Below are 5,039 nucleotides of genomic sequence, written 5' to 3'. Positions count from 1 at the left end.
CTATTACCTATTACCTATTACCCATTACCCATTACCCATTACCTATTACCGATTACCTATTACCGATTACCTATTACCCATTACCTATTACCTATTACCGATTACCTATTACCGATTACCTATTCCCGATTACCGATTACCTATTACCTATTACCTATTACCTATTACCCATTACCCATTACCCATTACCTATTACCGATTACCTATTACCGATTACCTATTACCCATTACCTATTACCTATTACCTATTACCTATTACCGATTACCTATTCCCGATTACCGATTACCTATTACCTATTACCTATTACCTATTACCTATTACCTATTACCTATTACCTATTACCTATTACCCATTACCTAGAAAAAGGGTAGAGGGCAAAAGGGCGAAAGGGCAAAGAAGAGTCCACGCCTAGGAACAAACCACCCGGAAACCGTGGCCGTTGTACCCGTTGACCGGCGAGAGGTAGTAGGGGCGAGAGGCACAGCGGCAGGTCCTCGAATTGTGGTACAAAGAGCCACCGCGCAGCAGCCGATTATCATTATTATTATCACTTAACCAGGCGCTACCGTCTACTGGGGCATCTTCATAGTTGCTAGGCCAGGTATCTTGACACCATTCCCATACATTACCGATCATATCATACAATTTCCAGTTATTCGGGATTTTTTGTCCTACTGGATGAGTTTGGCTATCAGAATTAACATCGTACCAAGCATAGTTTCCCAGTATTGACTGGTCTTCGCCATAGTAATATCTAGTTGTCGTACCTGCTCGACAGGCATATTCCCATTCCGCCTCACTGGGCAAACGGAATTTTCGATTTTGGAGTTGACTCTTAAATTTTACATTGAGTGCCGTACAAAATTCTTTAGCATCATGCCATGATACCTGCTCAACGGGTAGTTTATTATCGCCTTTAAAGTGAGATGGCGTGGAGTTAAGGCTGGTGTTGACTTGCTGGTAACCAGCAACGGCTTGCCACTGCTGCTGAGTTACTGGAAATTGTCCCATCCAGAACTGTTTTACACTTACCTGATGCTGGGGTCTTTCGTGATCAATGCTCATATTGTCACTTGTAGGGCTACCCATCAAGAAGCTACCTGCTGGGATGGGTTGCATTTCTAAGAGACCCCCTTTACCTAAATTAAAGATTTCTGGAAGTAAATATACCTTTGTTAAGGTGCTTTTGATGTAGGTGATGATGGCTTGTTCCGTGGGGACTACGACCAGGGGGGATTCTCTAGATGGGTCGATGGTGTTACTAAATTGCGCTACCTCTACGCCGTTCCCCAGTTTCAGACTCTCAGTGACTTGCAACTTTTTGGTTGTCAACGACTCTTGTAACCCTTGCACTTGCTTGTCTACATAGGTTTTCACTGCCAGTTCCGTGGGGACAGCTTGATTCGATTTCCCTGCCAAGGTAATATCGCTGGAAAATTCATTAACCGCTTCTCCTAATTCTAGTTTCAGGTTTCCCTTCACTTCCAGTTTAGCGGTGGGATTGTCTGTCCCAATTCTTACGTTGCCTTTAACCTTCAGGGCTTGTTCAATGGTTAGAGGTCCCTGGAAGCTTGTTGCTTTTGTGGTTATGTCTTGAAGAGTCTTACCCAAACGGTCAATTTCATCCATGGCGGCATTCCACTCTGCCGAAAGGATCAAATCTCCAGGCTTTTTTTGGTCTTTTGGCTTAAAACCGTTGGTCATTGCTTCCTCATAGTTATCACTAAAATAAAATTTCCCACACAAGGGTTAACTTAAATTTATCGCTCTTGGTAATTACCGGAAATACCACTCGATTATACATAATTGCGGTTTCTTTGTCTTCGCTATTAAACAACCCCGCTTCAGTTAAGGCAACTTCCTGATCGCCAGGTTCCCCAAAATCCAGGTCTACAGACAAGATTATTTTACACTTTTTACTGTCACCGTCCCCAGTCTCTGTTAAATCTTCACCGATGTCAAAGGTTTTAAGTTCTTTCCGAAACACTTCATTACCCAATTTGGTATCCTGAGCTGGAGCAACCGGGGTGCTGCTAGTACCTAGTGCGATGTAGCGGATCGGATCAATTTTTTGATTAGTAAATAACTTAGCCACTAATTCCCGCCCTGTATAAACAATCGAGTTGTCAGCTTTAACTTCATCCACCAGCTGAGCTTGAGAATTATATTTTTGGATAGTTAACCTACCTTTCATGTCGAGGCTTTCGGCAATTTTCATAGTTTTAGAATTTAGAATTTAGAATTTAGAATTTAGAATTTAGAATTTAGAATTTAGAATTTAGAATTTAGAAGGAAGAATGGGGAATGGGGAATGGGGAATGGGGAATGGGGAATGGGGAATGGGGAATTTAGAAGGAAGAATGAAGAATGGGGAATGGGGAATTGGGAATGGGGAATTGGGAATGGGTGCATCTCATATTTGTAAAAAAGTTGCTAGTGGTGCTTCAGGGGGGGCCTCATTTTCCGCCTCGTAGCCAGGCTTTGGATAGCCCGCCCCGTAACGCACCACCGTGTCAAACAGCTTTTAGGAGATGCACCCTTGGGAATTGGGAATCGGAACCCACCCCTAACCCCTCCCAGGAGGGGAACGGGAATCGGAACCCACCCCTAACCCCTCCCAGGAGGGGAACGGGAATCGGGAATCGGGAATCGGGAATCGGGAAGTTAGTGCGTAGGGTGTGTTAGGGGCGGGCTTGCCCTCATCTTCAACACCGAGAGCCAGTTTTGTTACAGCCCGCACCGTAACGCACCACCAATGTCGAATCGGGAATTTAGGATTTAGAATTGGGAATCGGGAAGTTAGAAGTTAGAAGTTAGAAGTTAGAAGTTAGAAGTTAGAAGTTAGATTAACCATTCTTAATTCTACATTCTTAATTCTTAATTCTACATTCTACATTCTTAATTCTACATTCTACATTCTTAATTCTTAATTCTTAATTCTACATTCCCTACTCCCTACTCCCTACTCCCTCTCAAGCAAAACGATTCCCGCTATCAAAGCCAGTATAGTCAAATACTCCACAAGTAAGCAGATTATCCGACATTTCGTGGACTACTCCCTCTGGATAGGGAACCTGAACGCTACTAATAGTAAGGTAATCTTCGGCAAGATGTTCTTCCCTAAACGGAGAACGTTCAACAGTTAACTCTGCTACTATCTCGTGAGTTTCCTGAAAGCGCTTCTCATAGGTAATCATCCCGAGAACACCAGCAGCTTTAACGTTGTCAATAATTCCAGCAATTTGATGGCGAGGATGATCCCCTGCTTCGTGAAACTTATCAGTAAAGCCGGGAATATCCCAAGGAATTTTTACCTCAAACACCCCTGGGGTGAGTTTGTAGAATCTCATTTCCAGAGAGGCGACGGGTTGACTGAAGCCAAAGGTGGCTTGATCAAAGCGCTGTTGGTCAAATTGTGCCAGGGGATACCCCTCAGCTAACTCTGCTTCCAGCCGCCAGCGAGAGGTGTCGGTTGGTAGTAGGGGCGTTCCTTCTGTTGCATAAGGTTTACCGTTAACGTCAACGGTATTCTCTCGAAAGGACAATACATCGGATGCCCTCGCTTCTCCTTGGTAAGTAACCGATTCTTCAGTATCGCAGTTAACAATTCGCAGATTGTATAATACCACAGGCAGACTTGGCTGAACTGCCAGGAAAATTTCGATTTCCTCTGGCTGCGGGTTGGGGTTATAGACCTCAAATTCTTCCCGAAGTGTCAGCAAGTAGCGATGTTCTGGCTGATTAGGAGGATGTAACTGAGTCAGCCGAGGCATGAACTCTTGAATTTGAATGGTTTTCTTGGCGGCTTGAGCGGCGGGAGAATCTTCTAAAATTCCCAAGTTGGCAGCAACCAAATCAATAATCCCTGGCTTGGTAGCAGCTCCTTGACGGAGGATGTGAATCAAGCCTTTTAGTCGCTCTCGGTAAGGAGCATAACTCTTGGCAATCTCATTGGGATAGGCTGCTTCTAGCAATTGCCGATTTTGGATAATCCGATCAGTTCCTGCCGGAAGGGTTTGGGATTGGGGTTGATCAGGGTGTTGGTAAGTTTTTTGGTAGAGTAAGGGGTCTTGTAGAGAGTGATTCAAGCCCTTTATTAACCCCTGCTCTACCTGCGCCAGAGTGGGAATATGGCTAGGGCTGATATAGTCTGGATAGGCGGCTTCTAACAACAAGCGATTGAGACGTTGTCGGTCTTCCCCGATGGGCTGTTGTGCCAGCAATTGCTGAGCGGCTTTGCTAAGAGTCAGGGTTTGGAAGTATGGCTTATTTTTCCGGTAGAGGGAGGGATTAACCAGCTGTTGGTTGAGTGTTTGCACCAGTCCCTGCTGTAGGGGTTCAGGCAGCGGGGGGAAACCGTCATAGTGATTGAGCAGTTCCAGAGTTTCTGGGGGCAAGTGAATTTTGAGATAATGACTGAGTTGATCGGTAGCAACGGTAGCAACCAACAGCTGAATGGCTAGACCGGGCAGATCCCTGAAAGACTCTAGGTTAAATTGAGCCTGGGCAACCTGATAGCGCTCCAGAAGGCTCTTGGTATCGTGATCAAGTTGCGATCGCAAATACTGAGACAGTTCATCCCTGCCTTGATCAAGTTTCTTGGCCAAGTTACTGACATTTTTAATACTCCCTGGACTAAACTGGTGACTTACCTGTACCAGTTGAGAGGTGCCTCCTAACGCTTCTAGGTAGAGAGCAAAAAGTTGATCTAAATCTCCCTTTTGGGCAGCAATAAAGCCTTGAGACCCTTCATTGTCAGCGGTATCCACATGATGGGAACGCATCACAGCGAGCAAGTCGGTTTCCCCTTGCTCTAGCAAAAAGCCAAAGACATCAATAAATTGGTAGAGCAAACTCTCAACATTGGCTCCGTCATAGAAATGAGGAAATCGACTGGTGATGCTGGTGGTTTTGCCGCGTTTTTCCATTACCTATTACCCATTACTTATCTTCAATCACAATTGACAAACTAGACGACTCTTGTAACTGAATCTCAGCCCGTTCTACAATCGCAATCGGAATATCTTGCTGATAGGAA

At 44.9% G+C, this 5,039-nt stretch carries 6 protein-coding genes; 2 read left to right on the top strand and 4 right to left on the bottom strand.

All coding sequences use genetic code 11. The features are described from left to right. The coding region (locus F6K37_RS31825; RefSeq protein ID WP_287254574.1) for a hypothetical protein at positions 1-372 on the top strand (372 nt) is incomplete at its 5' end. A gap of 37 nt (positions 373-409) precedes the next feature. On the opposite strand, the gene F6K37_RS31820 is transcribed toward F6K37_RS31825, so the two are convergent. Both F6K37_RS31820 and F6K37_RS31815 read right to left on the bottom strand, forming a co-directional pair. Then, complete coding sequence (locus F6K37_RS31820) at positions 410-1,705, bottom strand: formylglycine-generating enzyme family protein (RefSeq protein WP_287254572.1); 1,296 nt, start codon at positions 1,703-1,705, stop codon at positions 410-412. Between the two features lie 19 nt (positions 1,706-1,724). Beyond that, positions 1,725-2,219, bottom strand: a complete 495-nt coding sequence (locus F6K37_RS31815; protein WP_287254571.1) for a hypothetical protein — start codon at positions 2,217-2,219, stop codon at positions 1,725-1,727. Between the two features lie 79 nt (positions 2,220-2,298). Here F6K37_RS31815 and F6K37_RS31810 point away from each other — a divergent pair, with 79 nt between their 5' ends. Then, the gene (locus F6K37_RS31810) at positions 2,299-2,475 is read left to right on the top strand and encodes a hypothetical protein (RefSeq protein WP_287254569.1); all 177 of its coding nucleotides are present in this window, start codon (positions 2,299-2,301) and stop codon (positions 2,473-2,475) included. A 92-nt stretch (positions 2,476-2,567) separates the two neighbouring features. On the opposite strand, the gene F6K37_RS31805 is transcribed toward F6K37_RS31810, so the two are convergent. Together F6K37_RS31805 and F6K37_RS31800 are read right to left on the bottom strand one after the other, a co-directional pair. Next, positions 2,568-2,741 (bottom strand): hypothetical protein, encoded by a 174-nt coding sequence (locus tag F6K37_RS31805; protein WP_287254567.1) that lies wholly within the window; start codon positions 2,739-2,741, stop codon positions 2,568-2,570. A 232-nt stretch (positions 2,742-2,973) separates the two neighbouring features. Then, positions 2,974-4,929, bottom strand: coding sequence for a hypothetical protein (locus F6K37_RS31800; RefSeq protein ID WP_287254565.1), 1,956 nt, complete (start codon positions 4,927-4,929; stop codon positions 2,974-2,976). Positions 4,930-5,039: the final 110 nt, after the last annotated feature.

Origin of the sequence: Moorena sp. SIO4E2 (genome assembly GCF_010671945.1) — a bacterium.
Taxonomy (GTDB): Bacteria; Cyanobacteriota; Cyanobacteriia; order Cyanobacteriales; family Coleofasciculaceae; genus Moorena; species Moorena producens.
The sequence above is the reverse complement of the archived record's forward strand: the minus strand, read 5'-3'. Positions and strand labels throughout refer to the sequence as shown.